General features: G+C 28.2%; 19 protein-coding genes. 8 read left to right on the forward strand and 11 right to left on the reverse strand.

What is annotated here, in order from left to right; all coding sequences use genetic code 11:
• Window positions 1-312: 312 nt before the first annotated feature.
• The 3 genes from BLS00_RS04010 to BLS00_RS04020 all read right to left on the reverse strand — a co-directional run bounded on the left by BLS00_RS04010 (window position 313) and on the right by BLS00_RS04020 (window position 5,981).
• A complete protein-coding gene (locus BLS00_RS04010) occupies window positions 313-2,478 on the reverse strand; it encodes an efflux RND transporter permease subunit (RefSeq protein ID WP_091403037.1) in 2,166 nt (721 codons plus the stop codon).
• 718 nt (window positions 2,479-3,196) lie between these two features.
• A complete protein-coding gene (locus BLS00_RS04015; RefSeq protein ID WP_091403038.1) occupies window positions 3,197-5,368 on the reverse strand; it encodes an efflux RND transporter permease subunit in 2,172 nt (723 codons plus the stop codon).
• Entirely contained in the window at window positions 5,361-5,981 is a 621-nt protein-coding gene (locus tag BLS00_RS04020) for a TetR/AcrR family transcriptional regulator (protein ID WP_091403040.1), read from the reverse strand. The genes BLS00_RS04015 and BLS00_RS04020 overlap by 8 nt, the downstream gene beginning before the upstream one ends.
• A gap of 132 nt (window positions 5,982-6,113) precedes the next feature.
• Here BLS00_RS04020 and BLS00_RS04025 point away from each other — a divergent pair, with 132 nt between their 5' ends.
• From BLS00_RS04025 to BLS00_RS04035, 3 genes are read left to right on the forward strand one after another with little or no spacing between them, the layout of a single operon-like run.
• Window positions 6,114-7,100: a 2-hydroxyacid dehydrogenase gene (locus tag BLS00_RS04025; protein ID WP_091403041.1), complete on the forward strand. Its 987-nt coding sequence runs from the start codon at window positions 6,114-6,116 to the stop codon at window positions 7,098-7,100.
• Between the two features lie 9 nt (window positions 7,101-7,109).
• A complete protein-coding gene (locus BLS00_RS04030; RefSeq protein ID WP_091403043.1) occupies window positions 7,110-7,736 on the forward strand; it encodes an ABC transporter ATP-binding protein in 627 nt (208 codons plus the stop codon).
• Window positions 7,736-8,521 carry an ABC transporter permease gene (locus BLS00_RS04035; RefSeq protein ID WP_091403044.1) on the forward strand — a complete coding sequence of 262 codons (786 nt, stop codon included), beginning with the start codon at window positions 7,736-7,738 and terminating at the stop codon, window positions 8,519-8,521. Before BLS00_RS04030 ends, BLS00_RS04035 begins: the two co-directional genes overlap by 1 nt.
• Before the next feature lie 53 nt (window positions 8,522-8,574).
• Here the strand turns inward: BLS00_RS04035 and BLS00_RS04040 are convergent, their stop codons facing one another.
• Entirely contained in the window at window positions 8,575-8,943 is a 369-nt protein-coding gene (locus BLS00_RS04040) for a hypothetical protein (RefSeq protein ID WP_091403046.1), read from the reverse strand.
• 267 nt (window positions 8,944-9,210) lie between these two features.
• Between BLS00_RS04040 and BLS00_RS04045 the strand changes: the two genes are divergently transcribed.
• Window positions 9,211-9,783: a hypothetical protein gene (locus BLS00_RS04045; RefSeq protein ID WP_091403048.1), complete on the forward strand. Its 573-nt coding sequence runs from the start codon at window positions 9,211-9,213 to the stop codon at window positions 9,781-9,783.
• A gap of 26 nt (window positions 9,784-9,809) precedes the next feature.
• Here BLS00_RS04045 and BLS00_RS04050 read toward each other — a convergent pair whose 3' ends face one another.
• From BLS00_RS04050 to BLS00_RS04065, 4 genes are all read right to left on the reverse strand, one after another.
• Entirely contained in the window at window positions 9,810-10,517 is a 708-nt protein-coding gene (locus tag BLS00_RS04050) for a TylF/MycF/NovP-related O-methyltransferase (RefSeq protein WP_091403049.1), read from the reverse strand.
• A 14-nt stretch (window positions 10,518-10,531) separates the two neighbouring features.
• A complete protein-coding gene (locus tag BLS00_RS04055; RefSeq protein ID WP_091403051.1) occupies window positions 10,532-11,215 on the reverse strand; it encodes an SOS response-associated peptidase in 684 nt (227 codons plus the stop codon).
• A gap of 344 nt (window positions 11,216-11,559) precedes the next feature.
• Window positions 11,560-13,431: a molecular chaperone HtpG gene (gene htpG, locus BLS00_RS04060; RefSeq protein ID WP_091403052.1), complete on the reverse strand. Its 1,872-nt coding sequence runs from the start codon at window positions 13,429-13,431 to the stop codon at window positions 11,560-11,562.
• Between the two features lie 136 nt (window positions 13,432-13,567).
• Window positions 13,568-14,434 (reverse strand): sensor domain-containing diguanylate cyclase, encoded by an 867-nt coding sequence (locus BLS00_RS04065; RefSeq protein WP_176759836.1) that lies wholly within the window; start codon window positions 14,432-14,434, stop codon window positions 13,568-13,570.
• A 262-nt stretch (window positions 14,435-14,696) separates the two neighbouring features.
• On the opposite strand from BLS00_RS04065, the gene BLS00_RS04070 reads away from it, so the two are divergent.
• Window positions 14,697-17,339 (forward strand): hypothetical protein, encoded by a 2,643-nt coding sequence (locus tag BLS00_RS04070; RefSeq protein ID WP_091403055.1) that lies wholly within the window; start codon window positions 14,697-14,699, stop codon window positions 17,337-17,339.
• A 49-nt stretch (window positions 17,340-17,388) separates the two neighbouring features.
• Here BLS00_RS04070 and BLS00_RS04075 read toward each other — a convergent pair whose 3' ends face one another.
• Genes BLS00_RS04075 through BLS00_RS04085 form a run of 3 tightly spaced genes read right to left on the reverse strand, consistent with a single transcriptional unit; the run spans window position 17,389 to window position 20,032 of the window.
• Entirely contained in the window at window positions 17,389-18,300 is a 912-nt protein-coding gene (locus tag BLS00_RS04075; RefSeq protein WP_091403057.1) for a phosphotransferase enzyme family protein, read from the reverse strand.
• The gene (locus tag BLS00_RS04080; protein WP_091403058.1) at window positions 18,285-19,148 is read right to left on the reverse strand and encodes a LysM peptidoglycan-binding domain-containing protein; all 864 of its coding nucleotides are present in this window, start codon (window positions 19,146-19,148) and stop codon (window positions 18,285-18,287) included. The genes BLS00_RS04075 and BLS00_RS04080 overlap by 16 nt, the downstream gene beginning before the upstream one ends.
• Window positions 19,149-19,174: 26 nt before the next feature.
• Window positions 19,175-20,032 (reverse strand): bifunctional methionine sulfoxide reductase B/A protein, encoded by an 858-nt coding sequence (locus tag BLS00_RS04085; protein WP_091403060.1) that lies wholly within the window; start codon window positions 20,030-20,032, stop codon window positions 19,175-19,177.
• A 162-nt stretch (window positions 20,033-20,194) separates the two neighbouring features.
• Between BLS00_RS04085 and BLS00_RS04090 the strand changes: the two genes are divergently transcribed.
• From BLS00_RS04090 to BLS00_RS04100, 3 genes are read left to right on the forward strand one after another with little or no spacing between them, the layout of a single operon-like run.
• Entirely contained in the window at window positions 20,195-20,491 is a 297-nt protein-coding gene (locus BLS00_RS04090) for an ArsR/SmtB family transcription factor (RefSeq protein ID WP_176759837.1), read from the forward strand.
• Complete coding sequence (locus BLS00_RS04095) at window positions 20,488-21,384, forward strand: cation diffusion facilitator family transporter (RefSeq protein WP_091403063.1); 897 nt, start codon at window positions 20,488-20,490, stop codon at window positions 21,382-21,384. Before BLS00_RS04090 ends, BLS00_RS04095 begins: the two co-directional genes overlap by 4 nt.
• A 42-nt stretch (window positions 21,385-21,426) precedes the next feature.
• Entirely contained in the window at window positions 21,427-22,353 is a 927-nt protein-coding gene (locus BLS00_RS04100; protein ID WP_091403064.1) for an AEC family transporter, read from the forward strand.
• Window positions 22,354-22,390: the final 37 nt, after the last annotated feature.

Consider the following 22,390-nt stretch of genomic DNA (forward strand, 5'->3'; position numbering starts at 1 on the left):
ATTAATAAATGAAGAAATATAAAAAAGAAAAGTATTGGAGTTTTACTGAGTGAAACAGTTTTAAAATAAATTGCTTTGCAATTTATTTTGTTGTTAGTTGGATGATGGAGGTTGTTGGTTTTTGTATTATTTTAGACATTTAACAATGTTTTTTGCTTCCAACCATAAACCTTCAACAGAAATTGTGAAACAATTTCTACTTTATGACCTACTTTGAGTTTTTATATTTCGGAATTGAATTAAACTCTTTTAAAATGATAGATAAAAAACTATCAAACCTCCATCCTCCAACCAAGTGAATTGCCTTGGATTTTATTTTATCTTTCTCAATATCGTTGGTAATACAGATAAGCTTAGAAAAACTGCAGCTATCATGGAAACCCACATTAAAATAGAAATATACACATGTATTTTTAAAGGTGAAAAAAGCATAGAAGATACTCCGACTGCAAGTCCTAATGCATTTGCAATTATAGGTCTTGAAGTGTATTTATAAGCTTTGTTTGCAGCTTCTTCAGAATTTAATCCGCTTTCTTTGTAACTTTTCCAAACAGATGTGAAATGTACTGCATAATCTATCCCTACACCAAGAGTTATAGAAAATATTGTTGTAGTGATTAAATTCAAAGATATTCCAGATAACCCCAAGAATCCAAAAAGAATTATTACTGTAGAGGCTATTGGAATGAGGGAAATTAATGCAGGGATAAATTTTTTCAACGATATCCATAACAAAAATATTATAAGCCCAAAAGCTATAATCAGACTTCCAACTTGATTTTTTACCATATCTTTGTTTAAATCATACATATAATATTGAACTCCAGAAAGACCTATTTCTACATTCTCATCATCATATTCTTCAGTGATTTCTTGTATTGTTTTCAAATCTTCATTTTTAAGACTATTCGGGAAAATAATAACTCTCGCTACATTCGATTCTAAATCTAAAAAATTATCTATTGGATTAGATTCAAGTTGATTTATAAAAGTGTTTATAAGGTTTATTTGTAATTGGTTGGGGTATACAGTTTTATCTCTATTGTATATTTTTTGGTTTAAAATTGAATATATGTCATAAACACTCATAACTTTGTTAACAGAGTCGGTTTCTAAAAGATCTTTTTCATAGTTTAATATTTTATCGGCGTTATCTTTTGAAAGTATAGTATTATCCGCTTTTAAAAGAGCGAATACAGGAACACTTCCTCCATTTATTTCAACAAATTTATTAAAACTTTTATAAATATCCGTATTTTCTCTATAAACCATCAATAAATTAAATTCATTTTGTATTTTAGGGAATAGTATCACTGAAACTATAATTAAAACTATTAAAATTGCTAAAGATCTTTTGCCCCACAACCTTTTTATGAAAGAATTTACACCTGTTTTGGATTTTTTTAGTTTTTTTAATTTTATTTTACCTGTTAATATAACTGGTAGTATTAGCCAGGTAGCTATTCCAGCAAATGCGATTCCAATTGATGAAAATATGGCTAAGTTATTAACAGCTTTTATATTCATAAACAACAATGCCATAAAGCCTGCTATGGATGTAATTGTAGTAATGATCATAGGTATGCCGACCATTTTTAATGTGTGAGAAATGCTATCCAATTTGTTGTATCCTTCACTTCTAGATTCTTGAATGTGAGATACAAAATGAAGTCCATCAGCGCTCCCTATAACTATGGTAAAAATAGGAGCTAGAACAGTTATAAGAGAAACATTTCCCTCTATAACTCCAATTAGTCCGAGAGTCCAAACTGCTGCAACACCAGCTGGTAGAATAGCTAAAAATGTTGATTTTAAACTACCCATCTTTATTCTGAAAACAAAAAAGATCAAGAAAAAGGCAGCAGGCGGTAGAAAATACAATATCCAAGTTACATAATCACCTATTTTTTGCTGCATATACAAATCTCCACTAGCGTAGTAATTATAATTATTCTCAGATAAAAATCCCTCTATTTCTTTTATTTGTTTTAATACAAAACCATCTTTTGGAAAAATTGTATAAATGGCGTATATTTTATCATCTTTTTTCACTAGAGGCGATAAAGCTGGATAGCTATTGTAATATTCAACAATTTGGGGTAGATCATTTTCGTTTATATTTGAAATGTTTTTTAATGTTGTTCCGATAGGAATTTGATCTGGAGCTGGTCCGTTAATAGCTCTTATATTGGATATGCCCTCCAGTTTATTTTGTATTTGTATCATTTTTTGAAAAATATCCATAGTTAATGTTTTCTTTTCAAACTCAACCATTATAGAAACTTGCTCAGTTGCTGGAAAATATTTTTCCATTTTTTTTTGATTGTCTTCGTATTCTGAGCCTTCTACTCTAAAAATATTGAAATCATTCGCAACTTCTATTTGGTTAATACCCAAAATAGCTAGCAATACAGCTAAGATTAAAAAAATAATTAATGCAACTCTATTTTTAGCAACAAAATTGGTATATTTATTCATTAATCTTTCCCACCCTTGTTTTTATTAATTATATTATATCATTATAAAAACATACAATTTTTTTAACGCATTTTTATACGGGTACCCACAAGGGGCACCCCTACATATAATTTGTACTATAATTCTCAATAGTTCATCGCATCAATTTATTTATTTTTGATAGAAAGCTAAACAAATGTCATCCTGAGCGAACGAAGTGAGTCGTAAGGATCTAATCAGTCAATTTTCGAAGAAAATTTAAAAGGTTTTATATTCTTCAGCTCCAAAAACCGTCGTTCAGAATGACAAGATACTTAACTATCTAATAATGTATTAAATAATGAAGAAATATAAAAAAGAAAAGTATTGGAGTTTTACTGAGTGAAACAATATAAAAATTGATGTTGAAAAACACGGATGTTTTTCATGCGAATTTATCCATGGATGGATAATATGAGCAGTACATCAATTTTATTGTTGAACGAGGGTTAAAAAACGACCTACTTTGAATTTTTATATTTCGAAATTGTTTTATTATAAAGTTCCTAAACTCCTCGTCAGCTTTGCTGCCAATCCTCTAAAACATTTAGAGGATAACCAAATTTTGCAAAGCAAAATTAACTGATGAGATCCTTCGGTTCGTCACTTTGTGACTCTCTCAGGATGACATATACAAAGGTTTTCAGCATTATTGTCTTTTCCAACATCCATCCTCTAATCAAGTGAATTGCTTTGCAATTTATTTCAATTTCCTCAATATAGTTGGTAGAACTGAAAGACTCAAAAATACAGCTGTTATCATTGATACCCACATCATTGTTGAAACATAAACGTGGATTTGTAGAGGTGATAACAACATAGCTGACAGTCCAATTGCCAGACCAAATGCATTTGCAATTATTGGTCTAGATGTATATTTATATGCTTTATCTGCAGCTTCTTCTGAAGTAAACCCTTTTTCTTTGTAACCTTTCCATACTGAGGTAAAATGAACAGCGTAGTCTATTCCAACCCCAAGAGTTATTGAGAATATCGTTGTTGTGATGAGGTTTAAAGATATTCCAGATATGGCTAAAAATCCAAAAAGAATTATAACTGTAGATACTATTGGTATTAAAGAAATTAGCGCTGGGATTATTTTTTTCAATGTGATAAATAACAATAATAGTATTAAACTAAAAGCTATTATTAAACTACCAGTTTGATTTTTTATCATGCTTTGGTTGAGATCATACATTAAATACTGAACACCGGTTACGTCAATGTTTATATTACTATCTCTTTCAAACTTATTAGTAATTTGTTGTATTGTTTTTAAATCTGCGTTTTTTAATGATTTTGGAAAAATTATCATTCTTGAGGTATTTGAATTTTCTGCCAAAAAATTGTTTACAGGATTTGTTGGGGCTTGTTTCAAGACGTTATTAATTAACATGATTTGTAATTGATTGTTTGGATATTCAGGTTGTTTTTTGCCGAATAATCTTTGATTTAGTGCGGAGTAAAGGTCATAAACACTCATTGTTTTGCTTACTGCTTCTTTTTCTTCGAGTTCTTTTTGATAGTTGAGTATTATTTTCGCGTTTTCGCTAGATAATATATTGCTTTCTGTTTTTATGAGTCCAAATACAGGAACACTTCCTCCGTTTATTTCCATGAATTTATCGAAACTTTTGTATATATCAGTGTAACTTCTATAAACCATAAGAAGATTGAATTCATTTTTTAGGTTAGGAATAAAAATTATAGAGATAAATAAGAGTGCAAAAAGAATTATAATAGATTTTTTGCCCCATAATTTTTTTATACCTGTAGATAGACTTTTTTCTTTTTCTTTATGAGTTTTAATTTTTATCTTTCCTGTTAATATCAAAGGAAGGATATACCAAGTTGCTATCCCAGCAAAACCTATTCCAATTGATGCGAAAATAGCTAAGTTATTTATTGCTTCTGTGTTCATAAACATTAGAGATATGAACCCAGCTATAGAAGTTATTGTTGTTACTATCATTGGAATTCCTACCATTTTTAATGTGTGAGTAATGGCAGATAATCTATCATAACCCTCATTTTTAGCTTCTTGTATATGAGAGATGAAGTGTAGTCCGTCAGCACTACCAATCACTATAGTGAATATGGGAGCTAAGACAGTCACTATGGAAACTTCTCCACCGAACCAACCAATCAATCCAAGTGTCCATATAGCACCAATTCCAGCTGGAAGAACTGCCAGTATTGTAGCTTTTATGTTTCCCATTTTTATTCTAAAAACAAGAAATATTAAGAAAAAAGCAGCTGGAGGTAGAAAAGATAAGATCATTTTTACATAATCACCTATTTTTTGTTGCATGTATAAATCCCCAGTTGCGTAGTATTTATAATTATTCTCTATTAAAAAATTTTCTATTTTATTTATCTCTTCTAACCCAAAACTATCTCCAGGAAAAATGTTGTATATTCCATAAATTTTCCCTTCTTTTTGTACTAAGGGAGACATAGCAGAAAGAGTATTATAGTATTCTTTTAATTTATTGATATTATTTTTATTTATATTAGAAATATCTGTTAATGATCCATCTAATGGGATTTTTTCTGGAGCAGGACCATTTAAAGCTTTAATATTTTCTACTGTTTCAATGTTTGACTGTATTTTAGCCATTTGATTAAAAATCTCAATATTTAACGAGTTAGATTCAAATTCAACCATAAAAGATATTTGTTCTGTTGTGGAAAAGTATTTTTCCATTTCATTCATGGTTTCTTCATATTGAGAACCTTCAACTTTGAATATGTTGAAATCATTTCCCACTTTTATTTGTCTAACTCCCAGTAATGAGAAAATAATTGTAATTATGAAAATTATAGTTAAAATCAACCTGTTTTTATTCACGAATTCAACGTATTTATTCATTTTTATCACTCCTTAATCCGTCTAATACTGTTTCTACAATTTTTTCCATTTCTATTTCTATGGTTTCTGGTTTAACTTTTTTTTCAATAGTTGCTTTTTCTATAACAGTGTAAATCAAAACACCGAATGTTAATTTTCTAATTATATTGTTATCTACATTTTTAAATTCCCCGGTTTTTTTACCCAATTCAAAAATAAAATTACTAAATTTTTCCATTTCTTTCCATATATTGTCTAGAAAAAATATTCTTATCTCTTCATTTACCATCATTTCTTGTAGTATTATTTTTATAATAGGGAAATTTTTTGCTATAAAACTACTTCTTTCTTTAAGAACTTCTTTTAAAAGTTTTTCTATACTTTGGTCTTTGTGTTTTTTTATTAGAGTTGGAAGAATTTCTTCTGTTGAATATTTTTTGAATTTTTTTATCATTTCTTTTAATATAGATTTTAGTAAATCTTTTTTGGAATTAAAATATTTAAAAATAGTTGCCTCTGATACTTCTGAACACTCAGCTATAGATTTAGTTGAGGTGTTATCATACCCTTTTTTATAAATTAAATCTATTGTACAATCTATTATTTTTTGCTTAGTTCTATCACTTTTTTTCATTTTATCACCTCTTTTTAATAAATAAGTGATTAATCACTCACTTTTATAATACACCTTTTTATTTTTTATTGCAATATATTTCATTTGAAATCTATTTTTTTGATAAAATAGACTGAAGGGGGAATTTGATTAATGAAAAAAATACTTTTTTACACACATTTGTTTGAAGACTTTCCTGAGTTGATAGATGAAATTAGAGATAAATATTCAGAAGTTGAGTTTCTTTACACAGAAGACGAAGAAGAATTAAAAGATAAAATAGTAGATATAAATGCAGTTGTTTGGGGTCATCCAAAAGAAAGTGTTTTGGAGATAGCAAAGAATTTAGAAGTTGTTTTTATTCCTTTTACTGGGGTAAATAAACTACCTTTTGAATATTTTAAAGAGAGAGGTTTGATCGTTTCAAATAATCATGGTAATGGAATTATTGTTGCTGAAAGAGCTGTAGCTTTATCTCTTGCTGTAATGGGGCGCATCGTTGAATTTCACAATGATATGAAAGAAGGAGAATGGCATAGAAGATACGGTTCAAAAAATCCTTTTGATCTCTGGACATCACTCCAAAATAAAAATGTTTCTATTTTAGGAACAGGTGGTATTGGAAAAAACATAGCAAGACTTCTGAAAGGGTTTAACTGTAACATTATGGGCTATAAAAGAAAGATAAACGGTGAAATGGAAAATTTTGACCATTTAACTGACGATTTAACAACTGCCTTAAATTTTGGAGATATAATTTATATAGCCTTACCTCTTACGGAAAAAACAAAAAGCACAATAAATTTAGAAAATATTGAATTATTGAAAGACAAGTTTCTCATTAATGTTGCAAGAGGTGAAATAGTTCAAGAAGAAGCTCTATATAAAGGGCTGAATGATGGCATATTAAAAGGAGCTGCAATTGATTCTTGGTACAATTATCCAAATGCTGAAAAACCTTACGAGCTCCCTTCAAAGTACAATGTTCATAGGTTTAAAAATATAGTTATTTCACCACACGCAGCTTCTCATTCTTTTGAAGGGAAGAAGTATCAGCTTGAATATACTATTGAAAATATAGAATATTATTTAGATAACGGGAAACCAAAATATGTAGTGAATTTAGAAGAAAAATATTGAGGTGTTAACATGGTTGAACTTAGAAATATTCACTTATCTTTTGATGACACAGTTTTGTTCGATGGATTCAATTTGAAAGTTCAACAAAGAGAAAAAGTTTTGATATATGGGAAATCTGGGATTGGAAAATCCAGCATTATGAAGATGATTTTGGGGTTTGTTGAGCCAGATAAAGGAAATGTTTTATACAAAGGTAAAGAATTGGATAAAAACACAGTATGGGGTTTGAGAGAAAATACAGCTTTTGTAACTCAGGATAATGATATAACCGGAGGGTTAGTTAAAGATTTTATTTCTGAGGTTATGGGGTATAAGGCTAATAAAAATATAGAAATTTCTAAAGATAAAATAGTGGAGTTATTAGAATATTTTGATTTGGAAAGCAAAATTCTGGAAAAGGATTTTCAAGATTTATCTGGGGGAGAAAAACAGAGAATATCTATTATTGTTTCGATTTTATTGGATAAGGAATTGTATTTGTTGGATGAGATAACTTCTTCTCTGGACAACAAAATGAAGAAAAAGGTTGTTGACTACTTTGTAGATGAGATGGATAAAACACAAATAATCATTTCGCATGACAATCATTGGTTGGAAAAAGATAAGCTGAGAATAATCAATTTGGAGGAATTATAATGGAGACAGTTGATATTAGTAATACTGCATTGTTGTTTGCTTATTTGCTTTTGATTGTTCCAGTTGCTATTTCTTATTTTTTGAAATTGGATATTATAAAAAACATATTTATATCTGTTTTTAGAATGTCAACTCAGCTTTTTATCATGGCGATTATCCTTGAATATCTCTTTACTTGGAATATAAAAATATTGAACATAGTTTGGCTAATGTTTATGATAGGTTTCGCTGCTTTTTCGGTTGTAAGAGAATCAAATTTAAAGTTAAAAAAATTTATTGTCCCGGTTTTTTCTTCTATGATTCTGGCCAATATAGCAGTTTTACTATATTTCAATTATTTTATTTTGAGTTTGGGGGATGTGCTGCAGGCAAGACATTTTGTGGTTATAGGTGGAATGCTTCTTGGGAACGCCCTTAGAGGAAATATTATTGGAATAGGCAGTTTTTATAAATCAATAGAGAGGAATAAAAATAGATATTTGTTTGCTCTGGGAAATGGAGCGAGTATTTATGAAGCCATTTTCCCATATTTTAAAGATTCTTTTACACAGGCTATCAAACCAACAGTCGCCAGCATGGCTACTATAGGGGTTGTGTTTTTGCCTGGTATGATGACAGGGCAAATTCTTGGTGGATCTGATCCTTCTACAGCAATTAAGTATCAGATAGCCATTATGCTTGCAATATTTTTATCTGTCACTTTGTCAGTTTTGTTCACCATTTTGCTAACTGTAAAATCTAGTTTTGATAATTACGGTGTTTTGAAAAAAGATATTTTCAAATAATAAAAGAGCGTATCTATGAAGATACGCTCACACCTAATAATTTTCACATATACCTAAGAAAGAAAAACGGGCTTTCCCATATAATTGTATAAAGGAACATCTAAAATCATACTGTTTCCATCTATTATAACCTCTAAATCTTCGTCTAAACTAAAATATCTACCTTTTTTATCTTCTAAAACGATTTCTTTATCTTCTAATTCTTCTATTTTGTTAAATAGTTCACTTTTTTTAAAACATTTAAAAAGATTGTTTTCTGATAAAACGATGTAATCATCTTCGACTCTTACCTGATCGGGGCAAATAAAACATTCGTTGTCATTTACTCCGTCATGACAGTCAGTCAAAACAAAATGAACTGTAAAATCGTTATCAGAAACAAAATTTTCTTTCAAATAGATCATGAAGTCACTTTTTTTCATATATATTCCCCCTCACTATTTTTTTGTGAATAAAATAACTTAATTTCAATTACATTATATAACAAAAAATGACTTTGTGTCAAATTTAACAAGAGGGAGAAAAAACCGCTTAATCACAAATAATTTCTTTTAAACAGATATAATTAATTATAAAATATATTTTAGTTAAAAACATCACAATTATAAAAACAACTTATAAACATTTTCTTATAAATTGGTAAAATAAAATTTTTAAAAAAGTGGTATAATATTGAAGAGGTGATTATTATGATGGATTCAGTTAATCCAGAATTATCTAATCCATATTTAGGTTACGGATTGGATCCAGGTGAAAGAGGACTTTCTCTATCTTCTCCTGCATCTATGAGTATTATGAGAGTAGCTTCTCATGAAGCCAGAAATATAGCACAATTTAAAAATAAAGCCGCCCAAGAAGGTGGAACAGTTTTATATACAGATATAGATTTAACTTTTAGAAAAAGAGGAAGTTATTTAGCAGCTGTTGCAGGCAAATCAACTGCAGTTGTATTGTATAGAAAAGATGCAGAAGAAGCAAGGAATATAGATAATTACATGGTTTCTTCTCAGACTCAGAAAAGAGATCCCTTTAGCATTGAGGGAGAAGATGAACAAGAAAATAAAATCAATTCAAATAGTTCAGGACAAAATGTCGAAGAACAAATTAAGAACATAGAAAATAAATTAAGAATCGAAAATGACCCGGAGAAAAGAGAGGAATTGGAACAGAAATTAGAATTATATAAGTTATTGAAGAATTTTTCTAACTCAGGTCTTTCAGCAGATTTTGCAAATGGAATAAACATAAATTTTTCAGCTTAAACCAATTTGGTTTAAGCTGAATTTTTTTAAACTTTCATATAGGCAACTTTTGGTTCAAAATTGAATTTTTTGATTTCAAGTTTGTTGAATCCACCAAATTTTTCGAATATTGCCTTTGTTTCTCCAGGCCAAAGCTTGTTGTTGACTTCGTCGAAAACCACAATTCCACCTTTAACAACTCTTGGAAATAGGTATTTTAAAGCTATCTTTGTTGGGTTATATAGATCAAAATCTAAAAAAAGCAGTGATATTGTTAGTTGGGGGTTTTTTTCAACATATTCAGGTATGGTTTTTATGGCGTCTCCTTTAACAAGTTCAATCTTTTGGAAATTACCAAGATATCTATTATCATCATAATTTTTTATTAATTCTTCAAGCTCTTTTTTTACATCGAAATTTGGGTTTAATGCTTTTTCTTTGAGGTTTCTATTTTTCCATTCTGATGCGTCTTCATCATGAATGTTTGGGAATCCTTCAAATGTATCGAAGCCTATTATGTTTCTGTATAGAGCGTATGGCTCCAAAATTGTAGAAAGTTTTGCCCAAGCCATAACTCCTCCGCCATGGTATACTCCGCATTCAATAATATCTCCCTTAACATCTTTAATCATTTTAAATAGTTCGTATCTGGCTAAAAATCTTGATATAGCTTGTCTTGGGACAAACTTTTCAAAGTTATCCATTTTTTTATTGAAAGTCCCTCCAAAAGTATTGAATATTTCTTCTGTGTTCATTATTAAAAACTCCTTTAAAATATTTTGTTTTCCTTTTCAGGTATCAAATTTTGTTTTGAGTCGTTTTTTGGTGAATTCACCATTTTACTAACTTGGTATAACTCAATTTCCTCACTTTTTCTGGAAGTAAGCAGGTTTTTGACATATTCAAAGTCATTTTCAAAATTGATCCACTTTTTTGTTTGATTTTTATCCAAAATTACTGGCATTCTATCATGTATTTGAGAGACTTTTTCGTTTGGTTGGGTGGTTATTATAGTGCATGAAAAAATTTGATTGTCTTCCTCGTCTTTCCAAATATCATACAACCCCGCAAATGAAAATGGCTGGTCATTCTTTAGCTTTATATAATAAGGTGTTTTCTGGTTCCCTTCTCTTTTCCATTCGTAAAAACCATTGGATATTATTCCACATCTTCTATTTTTTAACAAGGGTTTGTAAGACTTCTTTTGTTCCAAAGTTTCTGCTCTTGCATTTATCATCTTATATCCTATTGATGGATCCTTTGCCCAAAAAGGGATCAAACCCCATCTAAATTCATTCAAAATTGTTTTTTTATCTGTTTCATAAATAGAAATTACCTTGTTGCTTGGTGTGATGTTGTAACTTGGAGTATAATCCTCTATAAGAGTGATGTCTATATCAAAATCTTTTATTATATCTTCCAATGGTATGTATGTTACAAACCTCCCGCACATTTTAATCACCCCTTTCGATAATTTCTTCAATAAATTATACCAAATTAAATAGTTCAAAATTTTCTCATTGACATAAAATATTAAACACAAAGAAATTATAACTTAAAAAATGATTGCTAAAATAATATTGATAATAATAGTCGGGATTAAATTATCCCATAATTATTTAAAAAAATCAACCCCTTCAAAAATCCCATATAGATTATTAAGAGTTTTAAATATGTGCTGCTGCTAATATCCCGTGGAATTCCACGGGATATTTTTTAATAATTTTTGTCAAAATAAAAACCTCCAAAGTGAAAATGAAAATACTTTGGAGGTAATGAAAAATATTTATTTTTTGATTAACTCATTAATTTATTTATTTTTTCTACAAAATCGGAAGGATTTTCAATTTTCATACCTTCCATTAGTAAAGCTTGATTGTAGAGAATGTCTGCATAGTCTTTCAAAAGATCTGATTCTGGATTTTCATCATATATGTTTTTAACTTTTTTGAATACTTGGTGATCTGGGTTAAGTTCCAATATTTTTTCTGCGTTGAAAGGCATTTGATCTAACTCTTTTAGAACTTTTTCCATGTTTATGGACATTCCTTCGTGAGCACTTACTATACAAACTGGAGATTTTTTGAGTTTGTCTGTCAATCTAACTTCTTTAACTTTTCCAGATAGCAACTCTTTTATTTTACCCAACAAGTCTTTATTTTCTTCTTCTTCTTTTTTCTTTTCTTCTGTATCTTTTAGTTTTAAATCAGAAGAACTTATAGATTTGAACTGTTTGCCTTTGTAGTCGTGAAGCATTTGAATCAAAAATTCATCTATATGATCTGTTAGGTATAATACATCAAAACCTTTTTCTTTAACTGCTTCCATTTGTGGTAAGTTGTCTATGCTATCTCTTGACTCTCCAACAGCGTAATATATGTATGCTTCTTGGTCTTTTTTCATATTTTCTATGTATTCATCAAGAGTTATAGGTTTTTCTGAGTTTGAAGTTTCGAATAGCAGTAGATCCATAACTTTGTCTTTTTTATCCACGTTTTCATATAACCCAGCTTTCATACCTCTTCCAAATTCGTTCCAGAATTCTTGGTACTTTTCTCTGTCGTTATTTATTTTTGATTTAAGTGCCTGGTGAATTTTCTTTTCAATATTTTTTTTCATGACTTTTATATTTTTTGAATGTTGTAAAATTTCTCTTGATATGTTTAGTGTGAAGTCTGGAGAATCTACTAATCCTTTGACAAAAGAAAAGTATGAAGGTATCAATTCTTCGTATTTATCCATGATAAATACATTTTTAGAATAAAGGCTTAAACCTCTCTTATATTCTTTTGTGTAGTAGTCAAAAGGAGCCCTTGCTGGTATGAATAACAATGATGTGAATTCAACTGTTGAACCTTCTGCTTTAAAATGGATTACATCAAAAGGATCTGTCCAGTCATGATATGTTTCTTTGTAAAATTCACTGTATTCTTCTTCTGCGATATCATCTTTATTCTTTCTCCATAGGGATTCCATAGAGTTGATTGTTTTTATTTCTTTTTGTTCTTTTCCGTCTTCATCAGTTTCTGTTACTTCCATTTTTATTGGATATCTTATGTAGTTTGAATATTTTCTGACTAGCTCTTCTAATTTTTCTTTTTTGGCAAAATTATCTTCATCTTCCAAATCCTTCCTCAAATGAAGAGTAATTTTTGTTCCCCTATTCTTTTTTTCTATATATTCGATTTCATATTCTCCAGAACCGTCTGATTCCCATTTAACTCCATTATCTTCATTCCACTTTTTTGTTTCTACAGTGACTTTGTCAGCTACCATGAAAGCTGAGTAGAATCCAACTCCAAATTGCCCTATCATCTCAAGTGTTTCTTGATCGGACTTTTCGTTTTTTAACTGTTCCATAAAAGCTTTTGTCCCTGATTTTGCAATTGTTCCAAGGTTTTCAACAACATCATCATAAGACATACCTATACCGTTATCTTCGATTATTATTTTCTTGTTTTTTTCATCAGCATCTATAAATATTTTAAAAACTGTATCGTTTTCTAATATTTCCGGGTCCTTGAGAGATTCAAATTTCATTTTATCAATGGCATCTGATGCGTTAGATATCAACTCTCTTAAAAATATTTCTTTATGAGTATATATAGAGTTGATCATAAGATTCAGCAACTGTTTTGTTTCAGTTTGAAACTGTTTTTTTTCTGGCATTCAAATCATCCTCCTTTTTTATCACTCTTTAGTTAAGATTGCCAATTTATAATAATTATATCATTTGAAGTCAAAAAACACAATAAAAAAAGATAAACGTATTATAACAAAACGTTTATCTTTATAATAGTTGAATTTATATTATTCTGAAAGTATCTGTTACCTTTTTTCGGTTCTCAAAAAGTCTTTTTTTTACTGTCTGATTGTCATCGTTTTCTCTTACAAGTGTTCCAATGATTTTTATTTCAGTGGATATCTTTTTATCATCTTTCATAATAAAACAGGCGTTTGCGGTATTTATATATTTTTCTGCTATGATTTTTAATTGGTCTTTTTCAACAAATCTTACTATACTCAAAAATTTGTTACCTTCTAATCGGCCTGTTAGATCGGAGTTTCTTGTATTAGCGTTTAAATTTTTAGCAATCATTTTTATAACTCTGTCTCCAGTTTCAATTCCGTGTTCATCGTTTATTTTTGGTATATTTTGAACTTCAATTAAAAGAATTCCCGTGCCGTAATTAAATTTTTGCGATTCATTTATTATTCGGGTTAAATTATCTTCTAAATATTTTTTGTTAGGTATTCCAGTTCCACTATCCATATATGCTATTTCTTTATATTTCTTTATTTCTTCCAGAAATTTTTCTTTTTCTCTTAAGTCATCGAATATTTCAATAGCTCCTTCGATCATATTACCATCATCGTAAACAGGGAAAACTTTTACAGATACAGGGATTCTATGCCCTTCTTTGTGATGTAAAAAAACTTGAGTTTCTCTTTCTCTACCATCAGCAAGTGTACTGCTTACAGGACAGCCATGATGGCAAAGATTTCTTCCAGCTTCATTAATGTGTTCGAGAATGTTATCTTTACAGCTTTTCCCAATTACTTCATCACTGTAAAATCCTGTTATATCTTCAGCTTTTTTATTCCAAAATAAAATATTTCGTTTATTGTCTAAAGCGTAAACTCCACTGTTTATGTTATTTAAAATTTTCACAAGTTTTTTGTCATCGATAAACAAATTGATCATCTCCCCTCGTTTAATTATACTACAAAAAAAGCCACAGACATTAAATCTTTTTTGTCATCAAAGATATTTAGTTTGAACTTTGAAGACTCTTCTGACTTTAAAATTTTGTCATCTCTCCAATGTAACAGATTTAGTTAATTATGGTAAAACTAAGATTTAAAAATGTAAATACTATAACAATAAAGAGTAAATTCTGTGTTATAATGAACAAAAAGAGGTGGTGGATATTATGAATAAAATGATTTTATTGTTTTTTCTTATTTTTAGCATAATGGTTTTTTCAATAGAAGTTACAGAAGAATATAAAGACGAACTTTTTTATGATCTTATATACAATAATTATGAAGAACAAGAAATCACTCAATTAATCGATAAATATAACTACACTTTCAAAAAAAGAGGTAAATATTCAGAGAATTTGGATGATCTTATAATAGCATCTATTACTAACGAAAAAAAAGATTATTCTTTAGATTTTATTAAAAAGCTTAATAGTATTTATAAAGAAGGATGGAATAATAGATATAAAGATATTAACGGGGAAAATATAAATTCTCCATATAAGTATGCTCTTGAATATTATAGATTTGATATTTTTGATTATTTAATATCAAAATCTTATAAAATTCCAAACTATAAAGAAAGTATTCTAAAAAGTGATGTATTTAAAGGGATAGTAGACTCTATTGATAAGGGGAATTCTATAGAAGTCATTAATTATCTTGAGAAAAAAGGGCTATGGGTTGATTTCAATTTTTATGAAAAAGATGTTTACAAATATTTAGCGTCATTAGATTTGAAAACATTTCAGAATCTTCATAAAATTTCTAACATAGATGATTTTTTGAAAAAAGAAAATTCCTATGAAAAAATTTTGCTTTCATTTAGCAATGATATTGATATGGAAATACAATCAGAATACATAGACTTCCTGATATCTAAAATAGATATAGATACTATTAATTCCGGATTTAATGATTTTGAAAAAGTGAGAGGAATACAAGCAGAAATATTTTTTTATTTGTATAAAAAAGGTATAGAGCCGGATATAAAGTATATAGATAATTATTTTAGCCATTTATATGATTATTCTACATTAAGAGATTCCTTTGAATTGTATTTAATTTATTATACAAAAGATAAATTAAACAATACAGAAGAAAGGTTTGACCAAAATGATCTTTTGAACCATATTTTTACAAATTATTTTGAAAATTTTGTTTATGTAATGAATAGAGACGAAATATTAAAAGCAATGGAAATAGTATTTGTTTTTGATTCAAAGAGGGATAAAGATTTTTATTTTTCAAGAATTAATAATTTGATAGAAAATGAGTATTTTCTTTTTGCAAGAAAATACCTTTTAAAAGGAATTAGCGAAAATTTCTGGACAATTGAAGATATAGCCCTTTACTATGATTTTAGAGGTATTGAAGAACAATTTTCAGCTTTTTTCTTAGTTAATGATATTGATTTAACTTTTAAAACAAAATATAAAACTATGGATAGAAACATTGATTTGATGGAATATTTTGTAGAAAAAAATCTATTCTATGAAGATTTTCTCGAAAAATATGATGGAGATTTTAATAATTTATTTTTCTCAGCTCTCAAATATAGTTCTTTAGATACTATAGAGTATATAACCTATAATTTTAAAGATAAAATTCCTTCAGATAGATCAAGTGTTTTAAATTATTTTATGGCTGCCGCTCAATCCCATGATCCAGAGAAATTTTATTTTGTGAAGAGTTTTTTTAATGTTAAAGAACTGGATAGTTGGGCAATAGAAAAACTAATCCAATATAATTGGGATTTAGAGTTTGTAAAAAAAATAATGAATGATAGCAAAATTGATTTTTCTGAAAAGACTTATACGTATTTGAGTTTGGCTGCAAGTTTTTTCAGTGATCCAGAAATATTCAGCTTTTTTGAAACTAAAGGAATAATTTTGGACAAAGAAAAAAAATACTCATTTGGAGATCCAATTTTTATTTCTATTTTGGAAAATCCAAGCTTTTCAATGAAAAAACATTTAATAGATTATTATGGAGTTAATTATAGCCATAGTGAGGGTTATTCTTTACTTTCCAGTATAAACCCAGATTATTACAAGACAATAAAATATATATACGAGCATGAAGATTTTAAATACAAAGATTTACCTTATTACAAACATTATGATTTAATAGATAAAGAAATATTTGATGGTTTTGATATAGAAGCAAGATTTATTGTTGAGAGCGATAATTTATTAACCATTGATTATTTTTTAAATCAAATTCAACGAATCAATATGTTTTCAAAGCAGTGGAGAAGTCTTTTAGATTTCGCAGTAATAAATGATAAATACTTTTCTCAAAAATATATTTTATTGAATAATTATGATGTTGATTATGGTATAAGGGGAATTGGATCTGCTGAACTAAGAATTGGGGATATTGGATTAAATAATGTTTTTCATTTCTTAGCAAGAAGTAGTAGTTATAACTATTTTAATAGCTATTTTTATAAAATGATTACAGATGATGAGATTCAGCACTTAATGAGCATTCAAAATTCAGAAGGGATTATCCCTTTGATGTATTTTTTAAAACTTAATGATTTTAATGATATAAATAGCACGTTATTCTTTTTAAGGTACAAAGGATTTGATATTTTAGACAGTAAGAATAATAACTTATTACATTATTATGCAATGAATGAAAATATTTTTGTGGAATTTAAAGAAAATGTTAGTAAAGAGAATATAACCCTGGAACTTTTTAATTTAAAAAATGAAGATGGATTAACTCCTTATGAGCTTGCATTAGAAATGGGAAATGTTGAGAAAGCTAAACATATTAAAGATTTGCAAGATTATTATAAATAAAAAATATAGAAGTCGAAAGACTTCTATATTTTTTATCGCATAGTTCTATTCATTTCAATATCCATTCATGTTGTTGGTCTAGAAATTCTTTTTGTAACCCACTCTTTTGATTAATGGTAATTGTGGCTATTAGTTCGTAATGTCTTATTGGTATGAAGCTAAAAATATTTTTTATATCCTCATATTCTAGAGTTCTTTCTTTAATATACCCACTGTAAAAACTTTCAAACCTTTTCATGATTTTATCAAAATCTTTTTCAATTAAATTGTTGAAATTGGCTGTATCACAAAGTGTTGCCACATCAATTACGGGAAAAGAGTATGAAGATGTGTCAAAATCAAAAAGTATATACTTACCATTTTTTTGGAACATATTTCCAGAATGAAGATCACCATGACAAACTCCATTTTCTGATTTTTCCATTTTCCCCCAAAGTTCTTTTCCGTAACCATTAAGTTCTTCTATTTTGTTTTTATCGTAATCTGATTTAATTAAAATCTTTATAAATCTATCTATATAAAATTCTTTACTCCTATGGATTATTGGTTTTTCATAACCTTTCATAAGGTTATGAAACAAACCAACTTGTTGACCGATTTGTTTTACCTCTTTTTCTATATTTGGTTCTTTCCCTTCCACGTAATAATAAACAAAACCAATATATTTTCCTTCTTCTGTATTAAAATCAAAATAATTTTCATTATTTCTAGTCTTTACGAGTTCAACAACGGGATAATCATTTTCATTAAGATATTCTATTATTTCTGTTGCTTGGATTGCTGAAATTTTATTATTTGGTCTGTTTAGTTTTAAGATAAATTTATGCTTTTCATTTTCTAGGGTATAAACATGCCCTATCATGCTTCTTATGTATTTTATATCATCTATCTTAAAGTCATATGTTTTTTCTAACTGATTTTTAATACTCATCAAATCAAGACTGTTCATATCATAAGCCAACTTATCACTAATATTTTATTAAAATCTTCTCTATGATTATTGATTATAAATTCATTGTTTATCATCTCTATAAAAATATCCATAACAGACAACAACTTTTCTGGGGATAAATTTTCAGTTAAAATATTGTTTGAAAAAATTTGAAATGAACTTTCGTATTCATTGTTGTTTATAAGCTTTTTTATTAAGTAAAAATCATTATTTTTATAACTTAATTGATTTAAAATTATTTTTTTTGAATCTTTACCCACACTTCTTTTTCTAAAATCAATCGCTATTTCAGTATATCCCGATTTTAATAATAAATCAGATAAAGTATACTCTAAATTTCTTTTTATATCTTCGTTGTTTATTTCGTTTAACTGTTTTAAAAGTGAGTGTATATTATTTCTCTTTACAGCTGTAAATGATTTTAAAAGGAGTGCTTTCTCTTTGTGATTTTGGTCAACAATTAAACTTATTGTACTATCTGCAAATTTATTATAACCATTATCATACAAGAGTTTGGTTAAGTTATACATAAAGTCTTCTCTTATCTCATACTCGAAATTATGATGGGCAATTTGATAAAAATGGTTGAAAAAAAGTTCGATTATCTTATCATTTGGTTTAGAAAAGATAAAATCAAAATCTCTTTCCTGAACTTCATTTATTTTTAATTTTTGCCCAGGCTTGATAGTATAAGGCTCTTTTAGGTCGTTTTTTTCAATAATTCTGTTTAAGGGTATGTTTATCCTTTTTGATATAGAATACAAAGTGTCATCAAACCCAACGGTGTAAAAAATTTCTGTTGATAAAACTAAAATTGTCATGGTTAGTGCTAATAATAAAAATAGTATTTTTTTCATGTTCCCACCTCCATGACAATTTTAATCTAAAAAACTTCTCTTTTATAGTGACAATATGGTTGTTTACCAGTTTTTTTATAATAATCTTGGTGATATTCTTCAGCAACGTAAAAAGTAGACGCTTCTTCTACTTTTGTTTCAACATTGAAATCTTTGCTTTCTAACTCGTTTATTATCTTTTCTGCTGTTTTTTTCTGTTCTTCATCTGTATAGAAAATAGCTGATCTGTATTGCTTTCCAATATCTGGACCTTGTCTATTCTTTTGTGTGAAATCGTGAATTTCAAAAAACAATTTAGTTAGTTCTTCATAACTTGTTTTTTCTGTATCGTATATCACTTCAACAGCTTCTGCATGACCAGTGAATCCCATGCAGACTTGATCATAAGTTGGGTTTTTAGTTCTTCCACCAGTGTAACCTACTCTTGTGTCTACTACACCTTCTTTTTCTTTGAAAAGTTGTTCTACTCCCCAAAAACAACCTCCAGCGAAAATAGCTCTGTTATACTTTATTTTTTCTCCATCTGGTATAAAATCCATGGATATAGAGTTAACACAATGTCTTATGTTTTTGTTTGTTAAATGTTCTCCATGAAAAACATGGCCTAAATGAGCCCCGCAATAGGCACATGTGATTTCTGTCCTTCTTCCATCTGCATCTACATTTTTATTGATTGCTGCTGGAATCTCATCATCAAAACTTGGCCACCCACAACCAGAATTAAATTTGTCTTCTGATTTATATAGTGGAAGTCCACATTGTTTGCAGATGTACGTTCCTTTTTCAAAAAACTCGTCATATTCTCCAGTAAACGGTCTTTCTGTACCTTTATTAACTATCACAGATATTTCTTTTGGGGTTAATTTTTTATAATTTTCTTTCATATAAAACACCTCTTTTCTAATTGGGATAATTTATGTCATATATAAATTATATCATATTAAAATCAAACTATTTTTTTTACATAAAATATATTATAGATATAAATATTTTTAACAAAAATGGTATAATATATGTGCATATGCACATATATAAGGGGTGATTTTATGAATTTAAACGAATACGAAGTGTTTAAAGTTGCTGATTTATTTAAAGCATTTAGTGATGAAACAAGAGTTCAAATAATTAATATTTTAAGTGAAAAAGAATTATGTGTCAGTGATATTGTAGAAGTTTTAGATAAAAATCAAACAACTATTTCGCATCAATTAAGAATATTAAGACAATCTGGATTTGTTTATTCAAGAAGAGATGGAAGAAAGAATTATTACTCTTTAGATGAACATATTTCTGAAATTTTCAAACAAGCTGTTAACCATATTAAAGAGGTGGAAGAAATATGAATAGACAAAAAGAAGCTTATAAAGTGACTTTTGCAGGTTTTTTGGTGAATATTATTTTGATAGTATTCAAATTATTAGCAGGTTTTTTAGGTAATTCAAGTGCTATGATAGCAGATGGAATACATTCTATGTCTGATTTTGGTTCAGATATAATGGTGTTTTTTGGGTTTAAAATTTCAAATAAACCAGCTGATGATAATCATAATTATGGACATGAAAGGTTTGAAACTTTAACTTCATTTGTTATTTCTATAATGCTTATAGGAGTAGGTATAGGCATTTCTTTTAGCAGTGTAGATAAAATAATAAATATAATTAATGGAGAGGTTATAGAAGTTCCGGGATTAATTGCTTTTTTTGCAGCTTTAATTTCTATAATTTCAAAAGAATGGATATATAGATATACTTTAAAAGTTGGTAAAAAGATAAAATCAAAGGCAATTATTGCAAATGCATGGCATCACAGAACAGATTCTTTTTCATCTATTGGAGCTTTAATTGGTATAGGAATGGCTATTCTTTTAGGGGATAAATTTGTTATTCTTGATCCAATAACTGCTTTAATAGTTACTGTTTTTATTTTTAAAGCTGGGATAGAAATATTAATGCAATCTATTAATGAATTTTTAGATGTTGCTATTGAGGAAAAAGATATTAAATTAATAGAAGATATTATTTTTAATACTGATGGTGTAAAGGATTTTCATAAATTAAAAACAAGAGCTTTGGGAAATAAGATTTCTGTTGAATTCCATATTTTGGTGGATAAAGGTTTATCTATAACAAAAGCCCATGAAATAACAGATATATTAGAAAATAAATTAAAAAATGAATTTGGAGATGAGACACATATAAATATTCATATTGAGCCTTATAAAGAATCGGAAATATAGTTTTGATATAATATACCTATCGCCAATATATAGGAGGTTATTATGGATTATAGTTCTATTTTCAATCAGATATTGATTTTATTTATACTCTTAATTGTAGGATATATCTCAAGAAAAATAAATATTTTTGATGATAAGATAACTAAAGGATTATCTGATCTTATTTTAAAAATAACACTTCCAGCTATGATTATTGGAAGTATGATTGGAAATGATAATCCTGACTTAGCTGAAAAATTTGGTAAGATATTGCTAATATCGATTTCTGTTTATTCTATTACTTTTATTTTAGCGTTACTTCTTCCAAGAATTATTGGATCAAGACCTTATGAATTAGGGGTTTTTGAATTCGCCATTATGTTTTCAAATGTTGGTTTTATGGGATATCCTGTTACTGCAGCTGTTTTTGGTGAAGAAGGAGTTTTTTATGCAGCTATATTTAATCTTCCTTTTAATTTATTAGTTTTCACGATAGGTATTATATTTTTATCTTCAAAGCAAGGTCAAAAATCAAAAATTAATCCAAAATTACTTATAAATCCTGGAGTAATAGCAGTTTTGATTGGATTTATTCTATTTTCTTTGAATATTAATTTACCTAAAGCAATTACTGGTTCTTTGGATTTACTTGGTTCGGTAACAACACCTCTTTCAATGATTGTCATAGGGGGATTACTTGCAAAAGTTAGAATAAATAAAATATTCAGCAATTATAGAGTATATATAATAATGATTTTTAGATTATTTTTAGTTCCACTTGTTATTTATTTTGTTTTGAAGAATTTTGTGGGCGGAGTATATCTTCTTGGTGTACCAGTATTGCTATCTGCCATGCCCGTAGCTGCAAATTCCGCCATACTTGCGGAGGAATATAAAGGGAACGCAGAGCTTGCCTCTCAGACGGTTTTTATAAGTACCTTGTTTTCAATTATTTCAATTCCTTTAATAACGATGTTTTTCATAGCATAACAAAAACAAAATCCCAAGCTCACGCTTGGGATTTCAT

The organism is Geotoga petraea (assembly GCF_900102615.1).
Classification (GTDB): Bacteria; Thermotogota; Thermotogae; order Petrotogales; family Petrotogaceae; genus Geotoga; species Geotoga petraea.

Excerpts from the sequence above, each read along its gene's own strand:
- BLS00_RS04010 (WP_091403037.1), bottom strand. The coding sequence starts at position 2,478 with ATGAATAAATATACCAATTTTGTTGCTAAAAATAGAGTTGCATTAATT.
- BLS00_RS04015 (WP_091403038.1), bottom strand. The coding sequence starts at position 5,368 with ATGAATAAATACGTTGAATTCGTGAATAAAAACAGGTTGATTTTAACT.
- BLS00_RS04020 (WP_091403040.1), bottom strand. The coding sequence starts at position 5,981 with ATGAAAAAAAGTGATAGAACTAAGCAAAAAATAATAGATTGTACAATA.
- BLS00_RS04025 (WP_091403041.1), top strand. The coding sequence starts at position 6,114 with ATGAAAAAAATACTTTTTTACACACATTTGTTTGAAGACTTTCCTGAG.
- BLS00_RS04030 (WP_091403043.1), top strand. The coding sequence starts at position 7,110 with ATGGTTGAACTTAGAAATATTCACTTATCTTTTGATGACACAGTTTTG.
- BLS00_RS04035 (WP_091403044.1), top strand. The coding sequence starts at position 7,736 with ATGGAGACAGTTGATATTAGTAATACTGCATTGTTGTTTGCTTATTTG.
- BLS00_RS04040 (WP_091403046.1), bottom strand. The coding sequence starts at position 8,943 with ATGAAAAAAAGTGACTTCATGATCTATTTGAAAGAAAATTTTGTTTCT.
- BLS00_RS04045 (WP_091403048.1), top strand. The coding sequence starts at position 9,211 with ATGATGGATTCAGTTAATCCAGAATTATCTAATCCATATTTAGGTTAC.
- BLS00_RS04050 (WP_091403049.1), bottom strand. The coding sequence starts at position 10,517 with ATGAACACAGAAGAAATATTCAATACTTTTGGAGGGACTTTCAATAAA.
- BLS00_RS04055 (WP_091403051.1), bottom strand. The coding sequence starts at position 11,215 with ATGTGCGGGAGGTTTGTAACATACATACCATTGGAAGATATAATAAAA.
- htpG (WP_091403052.1), bottom strand. The coding sequence starts at position 13,431 with ATGCCAGAAAAAAAACAGTTTCAAACTGAAACAAAACAGTTGCTGAAT.
- BLS00_RS04070 (WP_091403055.1), top strand. The coding sequence starts at position 14,697 with ATGAATAAAATGATTTTATTGTTTTTTCTTATTTTTAGCATAATGGTT.
- BLS00_RS04080 (WP_091403058.1), bottom strand. The coding sequence starts at position 19,148 with ATGAAAAAAATACTATTTTTATTATTAGCACTAACCATGACAATTTTA.
- BLS00_RS04085 (WP_091403060.1), bottom strand. The coding sequence starts at position 20,032 with ATGAAAGAAAATTATAAAAAATTAACCCCAAAAGAAATATCTGTGATA.
- BLS00_RS04090 (WP_176759837.1), top strand. The coding sequence starts at position 20,195 with ATGAATTTAAACGAATACGAAGTGTTTAAAGTTGCTGATTTATTTAAA.
- BLS00_RS04095 (WP_091403063.1), top strand. The coding sequence starts at position 20,488 with ATGAATAGACAAAAAGAAGCTTATAAAGTGACTTTTGCAGGTTTTTTG.
- BLS00_RS04100 (WP_091403064.1), top strand. The coding sequence starts at position 21,427 with ATGGATTATAGTTCTATTTTCAATCAGATATTGATTTTATTTATACTC.